The organism is candidate division KSB1 bacterium, assembly GCA_022566355.1.
Classification (GTDB): Bacteria; Zhuqueibacterota; JdFR-76; order JdFR-76; family DREG01; genus JADFJB01.
In genome coordinates, this window is the sequence record JADFJB010000005.1 from 44066 (window position 1) to 64656 (window position 20591).

A 20591-nucleotide genomic window follows, 5' to 3' on the forward strand; every position below is an offset into this window, starting at 1 on the left:
AGCGATATGAATTTTGGAGGAAATGAATGGATCAAAATAAAATGTTGAATCGATGGGTCGCAGCCGCAACGCTTATTGTTACGAGTTTCGTCTATTTAGTCACCGTTGCCCCGGATGTTTCTTTTTGGGATGCTGGTGAGTTCATTGCTTGTTCTTATACATTAAGTGTGATGCACCCACCCGGGGCTCCACTTTACATCCTTTTGGGCCGTATTTTTACATTTCTTCCGATCAGTAATATCGCTTTTCGCATAAATTTAATGTCGGTGCTTTCAAGTGCACTAACCGTAATGTTCCTTTATTTAATTATCGTACGTTTAATCAACCAGTTTCGCGGAAAACCACGAAACTATTACGAACGCCTGTTGGTTTTTGGCAGCGCTGCTATCGGTGCATTTTCCTTCGCATTTACAGACAGTTTCTGGTTCAATGCTGTAGAAGCTGAGGTTTATGCGATTAGCATGTTGTTTACTGCAATTGTGGTCTGGCTTATACTTTTATGGGGAGATAAATCAGAGGATAGTAAGAATTTAAGTTACCTTGTTTTAATTGTTTTTTTATTTAGTCTGGCTACTGGAATTCACTTATTAAATATACTCACTTTTCTATTTGTGCTATTCATAATTCACCTTAGAAAAAATGAATCCGCAAAAAAATTAGTTTGGGTTTTATTTTTTCAGGCGCTTATTCCACTCACTCTATATATCCTTATCTTTAACTATGATCCTGCATCAATGGGTTATGTACAGTTCCTTGCTCACCAAGCTAAAGCTGGAACATTTCTCATGTACGCGGGATTGGGTACCCTGGCAATATCACTATATTACTTGTATGCCAAGGATCAATTGGCTTTTAAACTGTGGTGGCTTGTTCCCATTCTGTTTGTAATTGGATATTCAACCTATATAGTGATTTATATTCGTTCAGGATTAAATCCGCCGATCGATGAAAATGATCCTGAAAGATGGCAGAGTATGGTGGATTACCTGGCGAGAAAGCAATATGGCGAGCAAAGTTTATTGCTGACCATTTTTCATCGAAAAGCTGAGTTTTGGACTTACCAGATTCAGAAAATGTACATCCGGTATTTTCATTGGCAGTTTATCGGTAAAGGTACAACATTGGGTTCTGATGGGTATATCAGCGAAGTATATAGTTTAAAGGGGTTGTGGGGAATTCCTTTTATTGCCGGCATTGTTGGCGCTTATTACCATTTTCGCAAAGATAAAATGCATGCATTTGCGATTCTTACTCTTTTTATCGCCACTGGTGTAGCAATTATATTTTATCTCAACCAGGAAAATCCGCAACCACGAGAGCGAGATTATGTTTATGTGGGTAGTTTCTTTGCATTTGCCATTTGGATTGGAATTGGAGCTTATGCTATTTTTGAATCGTTGCGAGAATTTCTCAGCCAGGAACACAAACTGTTCAAACCGATTATCTGGGCGACTCTTATCATTTTAGGAATTGCGCTTCCGCTGAATATGTTCTTTGTTAATTTTGATTCACATGATCGTAGGGGAAATTTTGTCCCTTACGACTATTCATACAATATTCTCGAAACTTGCGAGCCTAATGCTATTATCTTTACAAATGGAGATAATGATACCTTTCCGTTATGGTATTTGCAATACGTAAAACATATAAGGGAGGATATCAGGATTGTGAATCTCTCCCTGCTTAACACACCCTGGTATATTTTGCAACTTAAAAACCAGGAACCCAAAGTGCCATTTACTTTTACCGATCAACAGATTGAAAGAATTGGTCTAAGAGGTTGGCCCGAACCAATTGAGTATGAAGTGCCGATCTCTCAGTCGGTTTATGATAAATTTAAGACCAACATGATGGATAGGGGAGAATGGAAAGAAGATCTGGTGGACACAGGTTCAATGAAGTTTATAATCAATCCAACAATTGGCAGCCCACCGCAAGCCCTTCGGGTACAAGATCTGGCGATCTTAAATATCATTGCAGCAAATCAATGGAAGAAGCCTATTTATTTTGCTGTTACTGTCGGTGATAATAATAAAGTTGGATTGCAATCTTATTTGAGAATGGATGGTATGGCCTTCAAATTATTGCCTTATCCCAATCTTCGGATATCGGCAACCAGACTTCAGGAAAATCTCTTTGAAAAATTTTTATTCCGAAATCTCGATAATCCAAAAGTATACCTTGACGATAAAACCAAGGGATTACTGACAAATTACCGTACCGCCTTTATTCGATTGGCAGATCATTATCGAATCGAAAATGATAATGAGAAAGCATTGGCAACATTGGATAAAATGGAAGCATTAATACCTGAAAGTAATATCCCATTTACGGATGACCGCTTTGGTTTATCAATTGGTCATCTATATGAAACCCTTGGCCGACCGGAGGAATTAGAAAGGCGAGTTTTGGAAATTATTGATAGAAATCCCAAACTTTCAGATGCGTATGCAGCTTTGCTGGGTTTTTATCAAAGAACAGAAAACTACGAAAAAGCAGTTGAATTAATGAACAAATGGTTAGAACAGAATCCTACGGATGAGATGGCGCGTCAACTCCTGGCAGATTTTCAAAGTAAATTAATGGCTAACGATTCTGTTAAAACACAGGGTTCTATTGAATTGCAAGATTCCGTTAATAGTCAGAATTCTGAAAAAAATCAATAGGCACTTTTTAACAATTTACTGAGCAGGAGAGGATGGAAATTTGGCTGCAACTGGGAGGGGTTCTAATCCACTTGTTAGTATAATCATACCCCATATTGGGCCGGTAGAAATTTTAAATTCGTGTTTAAATTCTATCAGGCAAATTAATTATCCTAATTACCAAATTATAATTGTTGATAATAGTACAAAATTGGATCCAAAATCCTTATCTGGTTATGTATCCAATTTGATATTCATCCACAATGAAGAGAATCTTGGTTTTGCCGGTGGATGTAATATTGGCATTAAAAAGGCTGAAGGGGATTATGTTGTTTTATTGAATAATGACACTATTGTAGACACCAATTGGTTGGGTCCTCTTGTTGAAACAATGGAGGGAAATGCCAACATTGCTGCTTGTCAAAGTAGATTACTCTCCTTGACGAATAAAGGGAAATTTGACTATGCCGGTGCAATGGGAGGATTAATCGACATTTTTGGCTATCCCTTTGCAATTGGAAGAATTTTTGATTCTTTGGAAGATGATAAAAATAATTATTTGGAAAATTTTGAAGTTTTTTGGACCTCGGGTTGCTCCTCAATTTGGCGAAAATCGGCACTGGATGAAGTAGGCCTGTTTGATGAAGATTTCTTCGCACATATGGAAGAAATTGATTTAAATTGGCGATTACATTTACGTGGTTACCGATCTTGTTCAAATTTCGAATCAAAAGTTTATCATCATTCCGGATATTCTTTGGGTTATGAAAATTGGCGAAAAATGTTTTTAAATCACCGCAATAATTTGGTATTGTTACTTAAGAATTATCAGCTAAAATCATTGTTATGGATCTATCCGCTTCGAATAGTTATGGAAATTGCAACTGGAATTTTGTTTTTATTTTTGTTGAATTGGAAAAGATCCTTTGCAGTTTTAATGGCACAATTATATGTAATCAAGCATTTAGCAAAAATACTTAAAAAGCATAAAGCAATTCAAAGTTTGAGAACTGTACAAGATTCACAATTGTTTGAACAAATGTTTTGGGGGAGTATTGTTTGGCAGTACTACCTTCGTCGAAAAAGGATAGTGTCAGAATTCTTGAAAGTAAAAAGTATAAATGAAAAAAGTTCAACAATTTGAATGTAGATTTTGTAAAAACAAACATTACAAAAAGATCCACTTTTGATCACTATTCAAAAACGAATTCTTCAATTGATATTGTCGTCTCCTGGGGGCATCCAGAAAAGCGTAACAAGTTCAGGTCCAGGAATGTTGTATGTACTCAAGCGGGATTTTCCAAAGATACCAAAGTAAGTGATAAAAAACTATTGATTTGGTTGTCCTGTCTTTATAATTTGAAATATAGACTACATCTTTAATCTAAAATAGAATAATTTGTTTTAATGGGTCTTAGCATGAAGAACAACAAGCTTATATTACTAGTGCTTATTTTTTTGAATTTTAATGGGTGTTATAAAACGGAGCTTGTAAGAGGTCCTGATTATAATATATATATTTTTGCTGAATATTCGGATTGGGATCAACTCAATCCGGTCCTTTCTGAGGTTTTTAATCGCACGATTAGGACTCCTCAAAAGGAATTTCATTTTAACCTGGTACATGTAAATCCTGATAGTTTCCAATATTCTCTTCCACAAAAACAACTTATTTTTTTAGCCAGTTTAGAATCAAAGGGAAGTATTGCAGATATTGTTAAAAGAGCAGTCAATAAGCCTGGAAGAGAAGAAAAAGTAAAAAGCGGTGAAAGTTTTTTGTTTAAAAATACGGATCAATGGGGTAGAGAACAACTCAACTTAATTATGATATCCACTACCATTTCGAAACTTGAAAAATTAATTCGTGAAAATAGTGACTTAATTTATGGGACGATGCTAGAGCATCAACAGAAAGTTGTTGATCGATTTATGTACCGTAGATCAGAGAACAAAGAGGCTTCAGATGCTTTATTAGAAAAATATTTATGGAAAGTCAAGGTTCAGCATGATTATAGACTGGCGATTGAAGATTCGGCCGGGCAATTTGTTTTTTTAAGAAGACGAATTCCTGAACGATGGATGTTTGTAAAATGGTTCGAGAATAGCGACCGGAATGAAATCACTGAGGAATGGTATCTTGATATGCGGGATAGTATAGGTGTTAAGTATTATGGCGGTGATACTGTGAATCGAAAATACACCAGTAGCAATGAGATTAATTTTTTAGGGAAATGGTGCCTAAAAATTGAAGGATTATGGCAGAATGAAGAAAAAGTAGCAGGTGGTCCGTTTGTGGCGTATGCATTTTATGATGATAATTCCCGGCGAACATATGTGATGGATTGCTCAGTTTTTGCACCTGATCAGGAGAAAGTTCCATTATTGGATCAGTTAAATGCAATGGCCAGAACATTTAAGACAATAATAGAAGTAGTGCGTGAGGAAACGGGTGGCTGAAATGGAAAGATTCAATAAAATTCTTGTTAGTGTGATTATCGGAAGTCAATCGGATGAAGAGATCATGCAATCTTGTACGAAACATTTGGATTATTTTGGTATCTCAAATGAAATGAAAGTTCTTTCTGCTCATCGGAATCCTGATGCGTTGCAGGAATATTTATCACAATTGGAGATGCGTGAGACTAAAATAATTATAGCTGCTGCTGGGATGGCTGCTCATTTACCGGGAGTGATCGCCTCAAAAACAATAGTACCCGTGATAGGGGTACCATTGCCCGGATCTCATTTAAACGGGGTTGATGCTCTTTACTCTATTGTTCAAATGCCAGCCGGAATTCCTGTTGCCACGGTAGCTGTTGGAAAAGCAGGCGCGACGAATGCAGCAGTTCTTGCGGCAGAAATATTAGCCCTATGTGATGGTGATATTACTGACAAATTAAGGACGTTTCGTAAACAGGGTTCTAAGATATAACCGTACAAACCTGAATCTTAGCTTCTAAACCATTCCTGATATTCTTAAAATCAATCCCAATCAAATAATGAAAATCGCTTAAGATTGGAATGGCAACCGAGTTTTTTTTGTATCCACTGTGTAAACTAATTGAGAAAAAAGAAGAAGAACTTAATTTGGGTATATGGGTTCTGTTTGCACTTTCATTGTTATTTTATATCTTTTATCCTAAGAATAAACCTTATAAAACTGTAAAGGCATAGTGAGTTGAAAAAAGTATTAATTGTTGGGTGTAATGGTCTTTTGGGGCAAAAAGCCATTATTGAACTAACTCAAAAATATGAACTCTGTGGTGCAGATTTAAGTTCGGAATCCATCCACAAGGAAATTTCATATTTCAGGATGGATATAACAGATCCGAAAACTGTTGAGGCCGTAATTCAGGAATCTGAACCGGACATCATTTTTAACGCTTCTGCATATACTGCTGTTGACCGCGCTGAGATTGAAAAAGAAATTTGTTATGCGGTTAATGTTGTTGGTGTACAAAATCTTGCCAGGATATGTTTTAAGGAAAACATAAAACTTTTACACATTTCTACAGATTATGTATTTGATGGTTACAAAGGAAATTATAACGAATTGGATCCTGCAACCCCAATTAATTATTACGGTCAATCTAAACTCGATGGCGAAAAAGCCGTCCTTGATAGCGGTTGTGAATTCTTGATTGGTAGAACGGCAGTGCTTTTTGGATATGGCCATAATATTCAATCTAATTTTGTCCTTTGGGTGTTAACAGAACTTAGAAATGATAATTCTATTCGAGTAGTTGATGATCAAATTGGAAATCCAACTATTGCAGATTATTTAGCATACTCTTGTCGAGAATTGCTGGAAAAGGAAGCTACCGGCTTGTTCCATTTAGCAGGTGATAAACCAATTTCCAGGTATGATTTGGCCATTGCTGTTGCAAAAGAATTTAACTGTGATCCAAACTTTATCACGAGAATAAAAACCAGCGAATTTAAACAATTAGCAAAAAGACCACTTAATGTTGGCCTTAATGTTTTAAAAGTTCAAGATACATACGGTATTAACATGTTTTCCCTTAATGATAGTTTAAAAAAATTAAATCAGACCATGGGTGAGTTCTAATGAATCGACTCAGGATAATTCGAATTAATCGAATGGTAAACAGGAGTTTTTGTGGAATTTGCTTCTTTTTATAGATCTAGGGAAAATAGCTCACACGGTCTTAAAAAAGCTCAAAAAATTATGAAGGATAAAAACTGCCAGGTTATTATTCCTACTTATAATGAAGCAAATAATATTCGCGAAATTATAGATGAAATATTTTCTTTAAAAATTCCAAACCTTGATATTTTAGTTGTTGATGACAATTCTCCCGATAACACGGCCGGTTTAGTAAAGGATCACCAAAAAAACTACAAGAATCTACAACTTCTTGAAAGAGAAAAAAAGATGGGATTGGGTTCTGCCTATGTTTTCGGTTTCCAGGAATCATTAAAAAATGGATATGATTATATTTTTGAAATGGATGCTGATTTTTCGCATGAACCCCGGGAAATTCCGAATTTCATAACAGCGATTCAAGATAACGATCTTGTTATTGGATCCAGGTACATCCAGGGAGTAAATGTGATCAATTGGCCGCTAAGTCGTCTGATTTTAAGTTATGGAGCAAATTTTTATACACGGATTGTAACAGGACTAAAAATCAAAGATAGCACCAGTGGTTTTAAATGTTTTCGACGATCAGTTTTGGAGAATATTAACCTTGAAAAAATTGATTCAGACGGATATTCTTTTCAGATCGAAATGAATTTTAAAGCCTGGAAAAAAGGATTTAGAATCAAAGAAATACCAATCGTTTTTGTGGATCGAGTTTTAGGTACTTCTAAAATGTCCAAAAAAATTGTTAGGGAAGCAATTTTGGAAGTATGGCGGCTCAAATTATTGCAAATATTTGGTAAGGTTGAATAGCCATATGTCAAAGCCTGTGTTATCAATAATCATAGTGAGTTACAATGTCAGGGAGTTTCTCTATCAAACCATTAATTCAGTCCAAAGATCTTTACAGGGAATATCATCTGAAATAATCGTTGTTGATAATGCCTCATGGGACGGTAGTGCAGCGATGGTCCAAAAAGATTTTCCTGAAGTTAATTTAATTTCAAACACAACAAATGTCGGATTTGCAAAAGCAAACAATTTAGCGATTGATGAAAGTCAAGGGGAATATCTCATATTTCTCAATCCAGATACGATAGTCCAGGAAGATACTTTTCAAACATTACTCGATTTCTTTTCACAACATCCAAAAGCTGGAGTTGTTGGTTGCAAAATACTCAATCCTGATGGTAGTTTACAACTTTCTTGTCGAAGGAGTATTCCTACACCTTGGGTCGGATTCACTAAATTAGTAGGTCTTAGCAAGCTTTTCCCCAAAAGCAAATTATTTGGTAAGTACAATTTAACATATTTGAATCCTGATGAAATTACGGAAGTTGAAGCCATTTCAGGATCATTTATGATGACGTCAAGAACCATCATTAACCACGTGGGGCGGTTCGATGATCGATTTTTTATGTATGGGGAAGATTTGGATTTATGCCACCGGGTGTATAATGCCGGTTGGAAAATCTACTATGTTCCTACAACACAGATTATTCATTATAAAGGCTCAAGTTCTACAGAAGCTCAATTTGATACTTTGCTTCAATTTTACCGTGCGATGCTTTTATTTGTGCGCAAACATTTCAAAGCCAAGTATTTTCTGTTTCCTCAATGGATTTTGGTTTTGGGTATTGGATTACGAGGATTTATGTCTTTTGTTCATAATTTGTTTCTAAAGTTTAAGTGGTCATTTGTCGATTTATTCTTCTTGAATTTTTCCTTGATGATTGCCATATATCTCCGTTTTGGATCATTAGTCCACTGGCAAGCGTACCTAATGGTCACCTTGATTTATTCATCTGTTTGGTTGACAGTATTTTATTTCTTTGAGCTTTCTAACATTCGGAAATTTTCTGTGGCAAATGCTGTAGGAGCTGTATTGCTTGGTTTAGTGTTGAATTCGGCAATTACATTTTTTGCTAAATCATTTGCTTTCTCACGGATTGTTGTTTTACTTGCAGGCATACTAAATTTATTTTTTATTCCAGGTTGGAGATGGGCAATATATCGACTTGCAAAGAAAAGCAGATCTCCACTTTTCGATCGCATCAGGAATAGCGTAATAGAAAGAAGAACAATGATTGTTGGGGATGGAAGTTCTCTTTCCAATTTGGTGAAAAAGCTAAAAGAATCTCATTTAACTGATTCAAAAATTGTTGCTTTGCTATTAACGGATTCTAATGTTTACAATCTTAACGGAGCTGCAACCCTGCCTCTTTTTTTCGATATAGACCATCTTCCGAGACACATTCGAGAACTCGAAGTCAATGAAGTGGTTTTTAGTCCGGATTCTCTTGCATATGAAAAGATCTTTAGTTTAATTTCACAATCCCAAGATTTGGGTGTAGACTTTAGAATTGCTTCTAACGACATGGGTGTTCTTATCGGTGCCGAATCATTGGAGAGATTAGAAGGAATTTCATTAGTCGAAATTCGATATCGACTACTTAGACCAAGCTACCGTTTTTTAAAGAGATTAGTGGATTGGACATTTGCCTTGCCTATTTTGTTAGTCAGTATACCAGCCTGGCCCATCCTATTTCTGCAAGGAAATCGATTAAGAAAAATTCCAATTTTTACCAGGATAGGAGAAAATGATTTAGATCCACAGGATTTTTCTCTGCAACAAGACACAATTAATTTGAAAACTCCCAAGAAAGTGTTTGTTTTCTGCAAAAAGAACAGACTACCTAAATCCAGATTGCAAATGGTGCCAATTCTTTTTTATGTTTTAAAAGGCGATTTGACATTGATTGGCAGCGAATTTCAATTTGAGATGGAACAGTTAACTTCAATTAATACTAGAATTAATCTAAAACCCGGTTTAATTTCAATTTATGAAATGGGAAAAGATCAACAGACATCGTTAGAACATGAAGAGAAATTAGCTGTACAATATTTGAAAAATTATTCACCTATGCTTGATCTGGAAATACTTTTTAGATCTACTTCTAAAAGGAAATTAGAATGACAGAATTTATTTTTGAATTTGAAAAACCAATTATTGAACTTGAAAGAAAAATTCAGGAAATCAAAGAACTTAGTTTTGTCGAAAATGGGAAAATGACAGATGAATTAGTTCGCCTTGAAAAAAAAGCCCGGAAATTACGGCAAGACATTTATTCTAAACTAACCCGGTGGCAAAGGGTCCAGCTCGCTCGACATCCTCAAAGACCATATACTTTAGACTTAATCGAAAGAATGATGGACGATTTTATGGAATTACATGGCGATCGATATTTCTCCGATGATCCGGCAATTGTTTCTGGAATTGGGCAGCTGGATCATTTTAAAGTTGCTATAATTGGGCATCAAAAGGGAAGATCAACCAAGGAAAAATTGTATAGAAATTTTGGAATGCCAAATCCCGAGGGCTATAGAAAAGCATTAAGAATTATGCATCTTGCGGAAAAATTCCATTTGCCAATTATTTGTTTGATTGACACACCCGGGGCGTATTGCGGCATCGGAGCGGAAGAAAGGGGACAGGCCCAGGCAATTGCAAGAAACCTATTTGAAATGTCTAAGCTTAAAGTGCCAATTGTTAATGCTGTAATAGGTGAGGGAGCGAGTGGCGGCGCTTTAGGAATTGGGATAGGCGATAGATTGATTATGTTTGAAAACACCTGGTACTCCGTGATATCTCCTGAAGGTTGTGCAGCTATTCTATGGAGGGATACTTCTAAAGCGGAACTTGCTGCTGATGCAATGCGAATTACAGCAAATGATATGTTAGAAATGAAAATGGCTGATGAAGTAATTGCCGAACCTGTCGGGGGAGCCCATAGAGACCATGACGGGACTGCAGATATTCTGAAAGAAGCTTTGTTGAGACATTTGAATGAATTGAAAGAAGTGCCAGTTGATGATTTAGTTGAGAATAGAATAGAAAGATACCGCACTATTGGAGAGTGGAAAGAAAAATGATTACTTCAACAACCAAAATCCGCGTTCGATATGCCGAAACGGATAGAATGCAGTTTGCCCATCACACAAGGTACTTCGAGTGGTTTGAATGTGCAAGGACAGAACTATTGCGTGAGATCGGTTATTCTTATAAATCCGTTGAAGATGATGGCACATTTTTGCCTTTAGTTGAAGCTAACTGCAAATATATCCAACCCGCATTATATGATGATATCCTAGAAATTCATACGAGTTTAAAGAGTCTCCCCAGGTCAACATTAAAACTGGATTATCAAATCATACGTTCAGAAGATCAAATTCTATTAGCAGAAGCATTCACTATTCATGCGATGACCAATAAAAATGGCAGGCCTATTAAGCCGCCAATAAAATTTTTAAATTTCATTAAAGAAAATATTTAACGAGGAGAATTTAATGCTGGATAAAGAATTGCTGGATATTTTGGCTTGTCCAAAATGTAAAGGAAACCTGGAATACGACAAAGAAAACGAAAAATTGATTTGCCATACTTGTCGTTTAAAATACAACATCAAAGACAGCATACCCATAATGCTCATTGAAGAAGCAGAGCCATTTTAGTGAATTCGTTATAATTAGTCATGTGCTGTAAAACATTTTTTGATTATTAACCAGAAAAATCATAAATTATTTGTCTAATTTAATTTAGATATGTAGTTGATAATAATATTTTTGTAAGGAGTAAGTTCAGAAAACTCTTAAGATTAACAAACAGGTTTTGATTCTTAATCAAAACTATGAACCAATGACGATTTCCTCGGTAAGGAAAGCCATTATTTTGCTTTATCTTGGGAAAGCTAATCTGGTGGAACGATATGATTCATTGGTAATCCGCTCTGTTACTCTTGAACTACCAATGCCAAGTGTAGTCCGCCTAGGGTGTTTTATTAATGTTCCTAGAAAGAGAATACTACTATCGCGTAAAAATATAATGAAACGAGATCGATTTTCCTGTCAATATTGTGGCACTTCTACCAAGCCGTTAACGGTGGACCATGTAATTCCAAAAGAAAGAGGGGGGGTGGATACTTGGCAAAACCTGGTTGCAGCATGCGAAAAATGTAATTTTAAAAAGGGAAATAAAACGCCAGAAGAAGCGGATATGATACTTCGGAAAATCCCTCAAAAACCGAATTATTTGTTTTTTATTCAGAATTTTTTTGGAGCTGTTGAAGACCGTTGGAGACCATATCTTTTCCTTCCTGATTAATCTAATACTAAAATAGTGATAACGAATATGGAATTGAAAAAACGTATTTTAAGTGGAATGCGTCCGTCGGGTAAACTACATTTGGGGAATTATACAGGTGCACTGGAAAATTGGATTAAATTGCAAAATGAATATGAAAGCTTTCATTTTGTTGCAGATTGGCACAACCTTACGACTGACTTTCAGCATACCGGTAATATTTGGCAAGACTCAATTGATATGGTAATCGATTGGTTAGCTGCCGGAATCAATCCCGAAAAAACCACGATTTTTATTCAATCTCTCATTAAAGAGCATGCAGAATTACATCTTCTGTTTTCCATGCTAGTCACGGTGGCCCGGTTAGAGCGAAATCCAACAGTTAAAGAGCAAATTCGAGAGTTACACTTGGAAGATAAGGTCTCCTACGGCCATCTTGGTTACCCGATTTTGCAATCGGCAGATATTTTGATGTATCGAGCTCATGCAGTTCCTGTAGGTGAAGATCAGGTGCCCCATGTAGAATTGACAAGGGAAATTGCAAGAAGGTTTAATAAAACTTATGGAAAAGTATTCCCGGTGCCTAAAGTCTTGCTAACAAAATTTAGCCGTCTGCCAGGGTTAGATAGGGCAAAAATGAGTAAATCAAAAGGCAATACAATTTTATTATCAGATACTCCTGATGAAATTAATAAAAAAGTTAGAACTGCAATTACCGATCCGGCAAAAATTCGCATGGGTGATCCTGGACATCCTGAAATATGTACAATTTTCACATATCATAAAAAGTTCAATCCTCAGGAACTTCCGGAAATTGAACGAGATTGTCGCAGTGGAGTGCTTGGTTGTGTAGATTGTAAAAACAATTTAGCGAGCAAACTGAGTAATATTCTAGAACCAATCCGTGAAAAAAGAAAGAAATTAGAAAAAGATAAGTCTTTTATCCGGGATGTTATTATTTCGGGTAATAAGAAAGCATCTAGCGAAGCTAAAATCACAATGGAACAAGTTCGAGAATCTGTAAAAATTGGTAATTTCTCTGAAATAGTATAGTTGCATCCATATGGCATATCGCATTAAACTACAAAATTTTGAAGGCCCCCTTGATTTATTACTTTTTTTGCTCAAAAAAAATGAATTGAATATTTATGATATTCCAATTGCTCTCATTACTCAGCAGTATTTGCAATATATCCAAATTATGCAAACCCTGGATTTGGAAGTTGCCAGTGAATTTATTGTAATGGCAGCTACTCTGATTCGAATAAAATCCAAATTGCTGTTACCTAAACCTGATATTGAAGAGGAAATGGAAGAAATTGATCCAAGACAGGAATTAATTGAACGATTAATTGAATATCGTAAATACAAACAAATTGCGCTTGAACTATCTACAAGAGAAGATAAATATTGCAAATTACATAAAAGGGAAAACTATCAATTTGATTTTTTAGAAGACGAAGAACAAAGTTTGGATTCTAGCCAAGTTACATTATTTGATTTAATAAGTGCTTTTCGTGAAGTAACTCTAAGGTACGAAAATCAGCCAATTCATCAAATACACACTCCATCAATTAGTGTAGATGAACAGTATGAATTTATAAAAACATTGATCAATAGCCGCGATCAATTGAGTTTTTCGGAATTAATGGATGAAGTTCACCTCAAGACTCGTGCTGTTCTGGTTGCGACATTTATCGCAATGCTAGAACTCATCAAGAATAGTATTATTCAAATAAGACAATCAAAACCGTTTTCTGAAATTTGGATATTTGGGATTAGTTCCAATAATTAAACAAAATGAACGAAATTAGTCGAATTATTGAAGCTATATTATTTGTTGCGGATAAACCGGTTACAGTGAATAAACTTGTTCTATTATTACCAAATTTTAAGAAAGAAGAAATTGAAAATGGCATATCGGACTTAAATGAAGTTTATAAGGATCATGCAATAAATATTCTTGAAATTGCTGGAGGTTTTCAATTGGCTACACGTCCGGGGTATCATGAGTATATCAAAAAATTTAATGCTGCTCGAATAAGGCCTAGGCTATCACAAGCAGCATTAGAAACACTCGCTGTTATTACTTATAAACAACCGGTCTCACGTGTTGAAGTCGAAGCGATAAGGGGAGTTAATTCGGATGGTGTTGTCGGTACTCTACTCGAGAGAGGAATGATTGAAATTCTGGGACGAGCTGACACCGTTGGAAAACCGCTTTTGTACGGTACAACTCAAGAATTATTACAATATTTTGGACTTAAAAATTATTCTGAATTACCAAGCTTTGAAGAAATAGAAGCATTACTGAAGGCCAGAGAAGAAGAGGAAAAAATAGAAACGATTCAACAGCCTCAAATACCCGATGGAAATGAGACTTAACCAGTATTTAGCGAAATGTGGAGTTACTTCAAGACGAGGTGCGGAAAAGTTAATTATTTCCGGTCGGGTAAAGATCAATGGTGAAGTTATTAGAAAACTGGCGACTCAGTGTGATGAAAAAACAGACAAGGTTGAATTAGACAATTGCTTGATTAAACCGGCAAAAAATTATGTTTATTTTTTATTGAATAAGCCCCCTGGTTACATTACAACAGTTTCAGATCCATTTCATAGACCTACCGTTATGAGTTTAATTCCAAAAATATCTGGCATTGTACCGGTAGGACGACTTGATCTAGATACCCAGGGCACTATTATTCTAACAAATGATGGGGAACTGATTAATCGTTTGATTCATCCAAAATATGAAATTGAAAAAAAATACTTAGTTGGATTAAATAAAAAAATCGACGACAAAGCCATTTTGGAATTAGAAAATGGAGTTGATATTGGCGATGAATTACTTGTTAAGGCCTATCATATTAAAAAAGTCAGTGAGAAAAAAATACGCTTAAGTCTGCATGAAGGTCGAAATCGACAAATCAAAAGAATGCTAAAAACTTTGGGATTTTCTGTGACATCACTTATTCGGGAGCAATTTGCATCCTTATGCGTAAACGACTTAAAACTTGGAGAATGGCGTTTCCTTGATAGAAATGAAATTGTTCATTTGAAGAATTTAGTAAGACTTAATTAAATAGATAGTTACTCATTACGAGTTAATTCCATTAAATATCAGGAGCTTGTAATAGGATGGCAAAAAGTTCCAATATTAGAATTCCGAGGTTTATTATTACAATAGACGGTCCAGCTGGATCAGGAAAAAGTACTACTGCGGGAATGCTTGCCAGAAAATTAGACTATCTTTACTTAGATACAGGAGCGATGTATCGAGCAATAACCTTGAAAGTTATACAAGCTAAATTAATAGAAGAGCAGGTTGAGAAGATTATTTCTTTATTAAGGGAAGCAAAAATTGATTTAAAAAATAAGGATGGGTATATTTCTATATATTTGGATGAAATTGATGTTACAAATGAAATTAGATCCAAAAAAGTTGATAAAGAAGTTTCCTGGGTTTGCCAGATTCCGGATGTTCGGGAGCATTTAGTAAAGTTGCAAAGAGATTTTGGGCGGGATGGGGGAGTGGTTGCCGAGGGAAGAGATATTGGTACTGTTGTTTTTCCTGAAGCGGATTTAAAGTTTTTTTTGACAGCCGATTTACAAACTCGGGCAAAACGCCGCTGGAATGAAAAAAAAGAAAGAGGCGAAGTTGGACTCTTGGAAGACATCGCTGCAGAAATCGATCAACGAGATAAGATAGACTTCGAACGAGAGTTGAGTCCATTAATAAAAGCCGAAGGTGCTGTAGAAGTCAACACAACAAATTTAACCATTGATGGACAGGTAAATTTGCTCTACAAAAAAATAGTAGAATATGGCCATCAATTAGAAATAGCAGATAGATCGGATAAATTATAATTTGTCAGGCAAGCAGAATATTTGTCAATAAATAAATGTTGGAATCTCAAAAAGATTCACACCTTGCCTATTTCGATTGTTAAATTATGTTAACACTATTTTGTTGCAATTACAATGCGTAATTATTATTTTCTTATCGTTTATTTTCTCCGGATACTATTCCGAATACTGTTTGGCTTCTCTGTGATAGGGATCAATAACTGGAAAAAAGACCAAGGATTTATTGTTGCCTCTAATCATCAAAGTTATTTAGATCCTTTTTTTGTTGGTAGTGCAGCCCCAGTGGAGATGTGTTATATGGCCAAAAAAGAAATATTTAGTTGGCCGGTTCTTGGCTTTATTGCTAAGAATTTAAATGCATTTCCAACAACACGTAAAGGATTTGATATTGGAGCTATTAAACATGCAAAACGGATGTTAAAGAACTATAAACCTCTGTTAGTCTTTTTTGAAGGAACAAGAAGTAGAGATGGTAAATTTCTCCCGGTTAAAAGAGGTGTTGGACTGCTTTCTTACATAAACCAGGTAGATATTTTACCTACTTATGTTCATGGTAGTTTAAATTTGAAAAATGCGATTTTTAGATCGCCAGCAGTAACAGTGAAATTCGGACAAATGATCTCAATTTCAAAGTATCAAGATTTGGATTTACCGGTTAAAGAAATTTATACAATGATATCAAACGATGTGATGAATTCAGTAAAAGAATTAAAAAATTCAATAATTAACTAGATTTATTAACCCTAAACCATTAATAAATAAGGATTCAAGTTATATGACAAAAGAGGAAAAAGATCAAAATACTGAGGAGATAACTACCAAAGAAGTTCAAATAAAAGGGGAAACTGAAACACCTGAAACTACACATTCTAATGAAACTGAAGCCGAAAGTTTGGCTGAGGAAACGGCCCAACCTGAAGAGGTAGAAACAAAAATTGATATAATGGCAGAAACAAAATCTGAGAGTAAAGAGAGCACTGAAAATAACAGTGAAGTAGAAACTGTTAAATTAGAAGATTTAGTTGAAGAACAAGAATATAGTCAAGATGAATATCAAAAATTCGAACAGATTTATGAAAGTACAATAAATAAATTCTCTGACGGAGAAATTGTTTCAGGTAGAATTATTTCAATTGATTCCAAAGATGTATCTGTGGATATTGGTTTTAAATCTGAAGGCCTGGTCCCCATTGACGAGTTTAGCAATAGCAAAGATCTCAATATAGGCGATGAAATTGAGGTTTATATTGACAACATTGAAGACAAAGACGGTCAGTTAGTTCTTTCCAGCAAAAAAGCCGATTTTGTTAGAGCCTGGGATAAGGTGATTGAAGTTCATGAAAAAGATGAAGTGATCAAAGGTAAGGTGAGCCGAAGAATTAAAGGCGGTATGGTTGTCGATTTAATTGGTGTTGAAGCTTTTCTACCAGGATCTCAAATAGATATTAAACCTGTGCGTGACTTTGATGCATTGGTCAATCAAGAATTCGAATTCAAAATTGTCAATGTAAATCATCTTCGCAGGAACATCGTTGTTTCTCGGCGTGTCCTGATAGAAGAGGATATGAAAGGTCTTAGAGAAAAAATCCTTATGAATCTGGATAAGGGTCAAAAGTTAGAAGGAACTGTCAAGAATATAACAAATTTTGGCGTGTTTATTGACCTGGGTGGTGTAGATGGTCTTCTGCATATTAATGATCTTTCTTGGGGAAGAATCGGACATCCTTCGGAAGTTGTATCGCTAGATGAGAAAATTGAAATAGTTATTCTTGATTTCGACGAAGATAAATCAAGAATTTCTCTGGGCCTCAAACAATTAACCCCTCACCCATGGGACAATATTGAAGATAAATTTACAGTTGGAACGAAAATATCAGGTAAAGTTGTTAATATTGCAGATTATGGTGCGTTTATTGAGCTTGAAAAAGGAATTGAAGGGCTTATCCATATTTCTGAAATGTCATGGATACAACATATTAAACATCCTTCCCAAGTCGTCTCAATGGGAGATGAAGTTGAAACTATTGTTTTAAGTGTGGATAAAGAAGGTCAGAAAATATCTTTAGGATTGAAACAACTTGAACCGGATCCATGGGACAAAATTGAAGAAAAATATCCCCTCGGTACACGTCATAATGGAGTAGTGAGAAATTTGACTAACTTTGGTGCTTTTGTCGAGCTTGAAGACGGAGTGGATGGGTTGGTTCACATCTCTGATTTATCCTGGACACGTAAAATCAGGCACCCAAGCGAAGTCATTAAGAAAAATGATAATATTGAAGTTGAAGTTCTTGCAATTGAAAGAGAGAACAGAAGAATTTCTTTAGGGTATAAGCAATTGTTTGATAATCCCTGGGATATTCTTGAAACTCAGTACAAAGTGGGAATTCAAGTGAAAGGGGTTGTCACCAGGTGCATCGAAAAAGGTTTGGTTACCGAAATCCCTGATCAGGTTGAAGGCTTTGTGCCAATCTCACATTTGACACGAATTGATTCATCGGGACGTCGACGAACCGCAGATGCCTATAAGATCGATGATGAATTAGAGCTTACGGTTATTGAGTTTGATAAGAATAATAAACGGATTGTTCTATCGGAAAAAAGTCTAGAAGAATTAAATCTGAAAACAGAGCAAGAAGCTGCAGAAAAGACAACTGAAGCTCAAGTGGAAGCAGCGCCAGAAGTTAAAGATGATACCGAAGTTAAAGCCGACATCGAGGTAAAAGAGGATGTCGTTGTAAAAGACGATATCAAGCAAGACAGTAAGCCGAAAACTGCACAACAAAAAACAAAGGAAAAAGAAACAGAAACAGGGACTCCAAAGAAAACCAAAGCAAAATTAAAGAAAGAAGAAGCAGAAGAAAAAACCAACTCCGAAACTACGGGGTCGGAAGAAGATTCAAAAGAATAGCATCTATTGAATTGTTGTAATATTAAGGGCCGCTTTGATTCTGTTAAGGCGGCTTTTTTATTTTGGGTTTAATATAATTTCAATCCAGAATATTTATTCAAATTACCTTTTGATTTTGCAAGTTCGGCTTTATCATATCTACTATCCAAAAAGAATTGATTTTTAATTGAATAATGTTATTTTAATTACTAATTTTTGAGAGATTAAAAGATTAATTTGATCCCCGATGTTACCTCAAAATTACCAAATCAATTTGTTCCAAATTATATAACTTATTTCAATTTGAGGAGAAATTAGCATGTGGATAGTAAAATGGATTTTAGGGGCGTTGCTCATCATCCTTATACTTGGTTTTGCATTTCAAAATCAACATCAAGTGGCCCACGTTAATGTATGGAACTGGACTTCACCGGAAATGCCCCTGTATTTAATTGTTTATTTTGGATTTTCATTAGGAATACTCACTTGGTTATTTGTTTCCATTTTCAAAATATTGCAATTAAAAGTCGAATGTAGAAAGCTTAACAAACAAAATGAGTTGTTAACAGATGAGTTAAACAGGTTGCGCAATCTTTCTGTTGAAGAAGCCTTCGAAACTGATATGCCAGAAGAAGCTACGGACGAATAGGACTTGCCATGGAATATTTTTCACAGAATAATTTTTTGATTATCACTGTTGTAAGTATCATTTTTCTTGTAATAATTGTAACTATCCTCAGTCTTCGAAGAAGTAAAACTAACACCCAAAATGATTCTTCTGATTATATAAAAGCATTAAATGCTTATATTGAAGGAGATATTGATGATGCAGTCAAATTATTTTACCGATCCGTAAACCAAAATACCGAAAATATTGATGCATACATTAGATTGGGAGATATTTTTCGCAAGCAGGATAAAATAGAGAAAGCTATAAAAATTCATCGGGAATTGTTAGTAAGACGTAATCTTAGTCAGGATACAAAAAAGCAGATTTATCGGAGTCTTGTTAAGGATTTAGTTAAGGCAATGTATTTTGATAAGGCTTTAGAAACCGTTCACCAAATATTTAGAATAGAATCTAGAAATATATGGGCTAAAAAACAAGAATTGCTCATTTACGAATCTAAACAAGATTGGGGAAATGCATTTAAAACCCTTAAACATCTGGATAGATGGGAAAAAATACCCAAAGTAAACTCAAAATTAGCATTATATAAAGTCGAAATGGCGTCGTCTATTTTTAAAAACCTAAAGGAGAAAGACGGTAGAATACAATTACGAGAAGCGATTAAATTAGATCCGAATTGCTCTTCTGGGTATATATTTTTGGGTGACTCCTATGTGAGAGAAGAACGCTATTCTGATGCTATTAAAATTTGGGTAGATTTTGTTAAACACGTACCAGCTCAATCTCACCTTGTATTATACCGATTACAAGAAGTGTTGTTCGCGAAAGGGAATTACAGTGAAATAGAAAACATATTGATTGATTTAAATGAAAAAGTTCCGAATAACATTGATGTCTCAACAATGCTAAGCGATTTAAAAGAACGGAAAGGAGATTTAAACGGGGCAATTCGCCAATGCGAAGGGGTGTTAGATATTGAGCCTAATTCTCAATTAGCAAAACTGAAGTTAATAAAATTGTACTCTAAGAATGATAATTCGGATTTAGCCTTGAAAACGGCGCTAGAATTAGCTGATCATAATAATAAAGCACAAAAAAAATATTTTTGCTCCATTTGTAGTTATGAATCTTCCAATCCTTTATGGCATTGTCCTGAATGTAATAGTTGGAATTCTTTTAACTTGTAATTAACCTGGATAATTCATGAATTATAGTTTTAAGCTTAAAATTTCCTAATTGTCATCCCGTCGCAACGGGATCTATTTCCATAAAAAGGAAATAGTAAAATCGTAAGTATAAATTAGTTGTAAAAT

At 35.2% G+C, this 20591-nt stretch carries 20 protein-coding genes; all 20 read left to right on the plus strand.

Annotated features, from left to right (window positions below):
- The first annotated feature begins 26 nt into the window (after window positions 1-26).
- On the plus strand, window positions 27-2666 hold the full coding sequence (locus IIC38_02040) for a DUF2723 domain-containing protein (protein MCH8124734.1): 2640 nt from the start codon (window positions 27-29) through the stop codon (window positions 2664-2666).
- Window positions 2667-2706: 40 nt separating this feature from the next.
- Window positions 2707-3789, plus strand: a complete 1083-nt coding sequence (locus IIC38_02045) for a glycosyltransferase family 2 protein (protein ID MCH8124735.1) — start codon at window positions 2707-2709, stop codon at window positions 3787-3789.
- A 275-nt stretch (window positions 3790-4064) separates the two neighbouring features.
- Window positions 4065-5102, plus strand: coding sequence for a DUF4837 family protein (locus tag IIC38_02050; GenBank protein MCH8124736.1), 1038 nt, complete (start codon window positions 4065-4067; stop codon window positions 5100-5102).
- A 1-nt stretch (window position 5103) separates the two neighbouring features.
- The gene (gene purE, locus IIC38_02055; GenBank protein ID MCH8124737.1) at window positions 5104-5577 is read left to right on the plus strand and encodes a 5-(carboxyamino)imidazole ribonucleotide mutase; all 474 of its coding nucleotides are present in this window, start codon (window positions 5104-5106) and stop codon (window positions 5575-5577) included.
- A 246-nt stretch (window positions 5578-5823) separates the two neighbouring features.
- Window positions 5824-6714 (plus strand): dTDP-4-dehydrorhamnose reductase, encoded by an 891-nt coding sequence (gene rfbD, locus IIC38_02060; GenBank protein ID MCH8124738.1) that lies wholly within the window; start codon window positions 5824-5826, stop codon window positions 6712-6714.
- A 120-nt stretch (window positions 6715-6834) separates the two neighbouring features.
- Complete coding sequence (locus tag IIC38_02065; protein ID MCH8124739.1) at window positions 6835-7563, plus strand: polyprenol monophosphomannose synthase; 729 nt, start codon at window positions 6835-6837, stop codon at window positions 7561-7563.
- Between the two features lie 4 nt (window positions 7564-7567).
- Window positions 7568-9727: a glycosyltransferase gene (locus tag IIC38_02070; GenBank protein ID MCH8124740.1), complete on the plus strand. Its 2160-nt coding sequence runs from the start codon at window positions 7568-7570 to the stop codon at window positions 9725-9727.
- On the plus strand, window positions 9724-10683 hold the full coding sequence (locus IIC38_02075; protein MCH8124741.1) for an acetyl-CoA carboxylase carboxyltransferase subunit alpha: 960 nt from the start codon (window positions 9724-9726) through the stop codon (window positions 10681-10683). Before IIC38_02070 ends, IIC38_02075 begins: the two co-directional genes overlap by 4 nt.
- The gene (locus IIC38_02080) at window positions 10680-11084 is read left to right on the plus strand and encodes an acyl-CoA thioesterase (protein MCH8124742.1); all 405 of its coding nucleotides are present in this window, start codon (window positions 10680-10682) and stop codon (window positions 11082-11084) included. Before IIC38_02075 ends, IIC38_02080 begins: the two co-directional genes overlap by 4 nt.
- Window positions 11085-11097: 13 nt before the next feature.
- Complete coding sequence (locus IIC38_02085; protein ID MCH8124743.1) at window positions 11098-11262, plus strand: Trm112 family protein; 165 nt, start codon at window positions 11098-11100, stop codon at window positions 11260-11262.
- Window positions 11263-11404: 142 nt separating this feature from the next.
- Window positions 11405-11911: an HNH endonuclease gene (locus IIC38_02090; protein ID MCH8124744.1), complete on the plus strand. Its 507-nt coding sequence runs from the start codon at window positions 11405-11407 to the stop codon at window positions 11909-11911.
- Window positions 11912-11938: 27 nt separating this feature from the next.
- Window positions 11939-12943, plus strand: a complete 1005-nt coding sequence (gene trpS / locus IIC38_02095) for a tryptophan--tRNA ligase (protein ID MCH8124745.1) — start codon at window positions 11939-11941, stop codon at window positions 12941-12943.
- A gap of 10 nt (window positions 12944-12953) precedes the next feature.
- Window positions 12954-13685: a segregation/condensation protein A gene (locus IIC38_02100; protein MCH8124746.1), complete on the plus strand. Its 732-nt coding sequence runs from the start codon at window positions 12954-12956 to the stop codon at window positions 13683-13685.
- Between the two features lie 5 nt (window positions 13686-13690).
- Entirely contained in the window at window positions 13691-14275 is a 585-nt protein-coding gene (gene scpB / locus IIC38_02105) for an SMC-Scp complex subunit ScpB (GenBank protein MCH8124747.1), read from the plus strand.
- Window positions 14265-14972 (plus strand): rRNA pseudouridine synthase, encoded by a 708-nt coding sequence (locus IIC38_02110; GenBank protein ID MCH8124748.1) that lies wholly within the window; start codon window positions 14265-14267, stop codon window positions 14970-14972. Before scpB ends, IIC38_02110 begins: the two co-directional genes overlap by 11 nt.
- A gap of 56 nt (window positions 14973-15028) precedes the next feature.
- Complete coding sequence (locus tag IIC38_02115; GenBank protein MCH8124749.1) at window positions 15029-15757, plus strand: (d)CMP kinase; 729 nt, start codon at window positions 15029-15031, stop codon at window positions 15755-15757.
- Between the two features lie 183 nt (window positions 15758-15940).
- Window positions 15941-16489 carry a 1-acyl-sn-glycerol-3-phosphate acyltransferase gene (locus IIC38_02120; GenBank protein MCH8124750.1) on the plus strand — a complete coding sequence of 183 codons (549 nt, stop codon included), beginning with the start codon at window positions 15941-15943 and terminating at the stop codon, window positions 16487-16489.
- Window positions 16490-16700: 211 nt separating this feature from the next.
- Window positions 16701-18668, plus strand: a complete 1968-nt coding sequence (gene rpsA / locus IIC38_02125; GenBank protein MCH8124751.1) for a 30S ribosomal protein S1 — start codon at window positions 16701-16703, stop codon at window positions 18666-18668.
- Window positions 18669-18966: 298 nt separating this feature from the next.
- A complete protein-coding gene (locus IIC38_02130) occupies window positions 18967-19296 on the plus strand; it encodes a LapA family protein (protein ID MCH8124752.1) in 330 nt (109 codons plus the stop codon).
- 8 nt (window positions 19297-19304) lie between these two features.
- Window positions 19305-20465, plus strand: coding sequence for a hypothetical protein (locus IIC38_02135; GenBank protein MCH8124753.1), 1161 nt, complete (start codon window positions 19305-19307; stop codon window positions 20463-20465).
- Window positions 20466-20591: the final 126 nt, after the last annotated feature.